Annotated in this window: 3 protein-coding genes; 1 reads left to right on the top strand and 2 read right to left on the bottom strand. The window is 55.0% G+C overall.

Annotated features, from left to right (window positions below; translation table 11 throughout):
• Both scpA and ABJQ89_RS06430 read right to left on the bottom strand, forming a co-directional pair.
• On the bottom strand, positions 1 to 1,765 hold a 1,765-nt coding region (gene scpA / locus ABJQ89_RS06435; protein WP_348495442.1), incomplete at its 3' end, for a methylmalonyl-CoA mutase.
• Complete coding sequence (locus ABJQ89_RS06430; protein ID WP_348495441.1) at positions 1,731 to 2,672, bottom strand: hypothetical protein; 942 nt, start codon at positions 2,670 to 2,672, stop codon at positions 1,731 to 1,733. The genes scpA and ABJQ89_RS06430, both read right to left, overlap by 35 nt.
• A 176-nt stretch (positions 2,673 to 2,848) precedes the next feature.
• On the opposite strand from ABJQ89_RS06430, the gene ABJQ89_RS06425 reads away from it, so the two are divergent.
• Positions 2,849 to 3,197: DUF4174 domain-containing protein (locus ABJQ89_RS06425; protein WP_348495440.1), on the top strand; the 349-nt coding region annotated here is incomplete at its 3' end.

Genomic DNA, 3,197 nt, shown 5'->3' with positions numbered 1-3,197 from the left:
CTTGGCCCATTTTCACGACCAGCATGCGCGGGCGGCGTCCTTCATCCGCGGCGAAATCTTCAACCGATTTCTGGATCGCGGCAAAGCCTTCATCGCCCTCATAGGCCGCGCCATAAACGCCAGCCAAGGTTTTCACTTCGGCGCGGTGACGCCCGAATACTTTTTCCATCGCCATGCTGATTTCTCCAACACTTGCGCGTGCGCGCGAGGCTTCTACAGCCGCTTCTAGAAGATTGCCGCCTTCTTCTGCGCGGCGCGAAAGCTCTGCCAGTGCAGCCTCACAAGCGGCAGAGTCACGTGTGGCCCGAATACTCTCCAAACGTGCGATTTGTGACGTGCGCACAGCGTCATTGTCGATGTCCAGAATGTCGATCGCATCTTCTTTGTCGAGACGATATTTATTAACGCCAACAATGACTTCATCGCCCTTGTCGATATTCGCTTGGCGCTTAGCTGCCGCTTCTTCGATGCGCAACTTCGGCATGCCTGTGGCAACGGCCTTGGTCATGCCGCCCATCTCCTCGACCTCTTCGATGAGCTTCCAAGCTTCATCCGTCAATTGGCTCGTGAGGCTTTCCACATAATAGGACCCTGCCAGCGGATCGACGACATTGGTCACGCCTGTTTCCTCTTGCAAGATCAACTGCGTGTTGCGCGCGATACGAGAGGAGAATTCAGTCGGCAATGCAATCGCTTCATCTAATGCGTTGGTGTGCAAGGATTGCGTGCCGCCAAGCGCCGCGGCCATAGCTTCATAAGCCGTACGCACGACGTTGTTGTAGGGATCCTGCTCTTGCAAACTCACACCAGAGGTTTGGCAGTGGGTGCGCAGCATTTTGGACTTTTCGCTCTGCGCGCCAAGGTCTGTCATGATCTTGTGCCACAGAAGACGCGCCGCACGCAGCTTTGCCGCTTCCATGAAAAAGTTCATGCCAATCGCAAAGAAGAAGGATAGGCGCGGCGCAAATTTGTCCACGTCCATTCCGCGCGCCATGGCGGTTTTCACGTATTCACGACCATCTGCCAGAGTGTATGCGAGTTCCTGTACAAGGTTCGCACCCGCCTCTTGCATGTGATAGCCAGAAATCGAAATTGAGTTAAATTTCGGCATCTCATTCGAGGTATATTCAATGATATCCGCGATGATGCGCATGGAGGGTTCTGGCGGATAGACATAGGTGTTGCGCACCATGAATTCCTTCAGAATATCGTTTTGGATCGTCCCTGCGAGCAAAGAGCGATCATGGCCCTGCTCTTCCCCGGTCACGATGAAATTGGCAAGGATCGGGATCACTGCGCCGTTCATCGTCATGGAAACAGACACTTTATCCAGCGGGATTTGATCGAAGAGGATTTTCATATCCTCAACGGAATCAATCGCAACCCCAGCTTTACCAACATCGCCCTCAACGCGCGGATGATCACTGTCATAGCCGCGGTGCGTGGCCAGATCGAAAGCAACAGACACACCCTGCTGACCGGCCGCTAGTGCTTTGCGATAAAACGCGTTGCTTTCTTCTGCTGTTGAAAAACCCGCATATTGGCGAATGGTCCAAGGGCGCCCCGCATACATCGTCGCTTTAACGCCGCGCGTGAACGGACCCTTGCCGGGAATACCGCCCATATGAGGAAGATCCGCTGTATCCGCTTCTGTATAGAGCGGTTTGACATCGATACCTTCCAAGGTGTTCCACGTGAGATCCTCTAGGGGGCGTCCGCGCAGCTCTTTCTCAGCCAGGGCGCGCCAATGGTTGTCTTGTGTCATAACTCTGTCCTTTGTTCACGAAACCCATTTGTGCGGGATATCCCGTCTCTTGGGGTTTCGGGTCTTCCAAATAGATTGCACGACCGTCGCTGCCCGATTGCAGCCAAAACAGATCGTCCGCATAGCGTTCTTGAAGGGCCGCGCGTTGGGCACTGGAAAACGGTTCCCAGCGGTCGTCGTGAATGTGCGTCTTCATTCGGGTGCGTTCGTCTAGGCCCAGCGGCAAGCGCAATAACTGCTGCGTTGTTGGTCGTTGGTTGCGCCACACTGGTTTGTCCGCCTGCGCCGCTTGCGTGCCCAGCAAATACCGCGTGAGCATAAAGGGGCGTGCGCTGAACTGCTCGAACGTACTGACGACGACGGGAACATCCGGCGCGGCCTCGGCTATGTCGCTGATCACATCGCGCCAGTTGCGTGGCTGCTCCGCCAAGGCATCGATCCGCGCTTGATCCGGCACCATCACACCGCGCGGAATGGAGTAGCATAGCGCCGAGCTCCAATAACTGCTGAGACACCGCGTTGTGAGATAGATCATTTTGACCGACCCACGAAATGCGCTGATGTAGCGGGCGACGCGTGTGGCGGCGCTGGGGTACAAGGCTTGAGCGGAAAAGTTGTGCCGCATAAGGCCTAGAATGTTCTCTTCGGACACGATGATTTGCGTGACATCCAGCGCGCTTGATCGCTGAAGCTCCAAAGCGATGCGCCCTTGCGCGCGCGCGAAGGCGACTGCATTGCGCCCCTCTAGTGGCCGCGCGGTAATGCCGTTGAACAGCCGCTTGCGTAAACGTTTCGGCCCCCAAAACCCAGTGTCTTGCGACGCCAGCATTACAGTGTTGCGGCGCCAATAGGTTTGAAGGCTCGTGCTTGCGCTGCGATGCGCGCCGATATGCAAAATGACATCCAAACCACGTCCCCTTTTCAAGACCTGCGCGTGCACGGCCCATTTGTGCACAACATGTCAGGTGGTGATGGAACAAAGACGTGATTTTTCTCTTAAACTGCTGTTTTTCCCCAACTTTGGGTGACAAAGCCATCGCAATTGCGATTTTCGCCCCTATATTGACGCTAAGAGGAGACCCCATGAAACCACTCTTAGTATCTGTAATTACGGCCTTATTCGCATCGACATCTGCCTTTGCGCAGACCGGTTCAGCGGCGCCGGAAGGGACCGCTTGGGAGGCTATTTCCAAGCAAGATAGCGACAGTTTGAATGATTTTCTTTGGACGGCCCGACCTATTGTCGTCTTCGCCGATAGCGATGCAGATCCTAGATTAACCCAACAATTGGCGTTGCTTGAAGCCGGGGCAGAAGCCCTAAAGGAACGCGATGTGGTGATAATGGTCGATACATCAACCGAAACCCCAAGCGATTTGCGCGCAAAGCTACGCCCGCGTGGGTTTATGTTGGTTCTGATCGGGAAAGATGGCA

The sequence above is a fragment of the Planktotalea sp. genome, assembly GCF_039984035.1.
Taxonomy (GTDB): domain Bacteria; phylum Pseudomonadota; class Alphaproteobacteria; order Rhodobacterales; family Rhodobacteraceae; genus Planktotalea.
The sequence above is the reverse complement of the archived record's forward strand: the minus strand, read 5'-3'. Positions and strand labels throughout refer to the sequence as shown.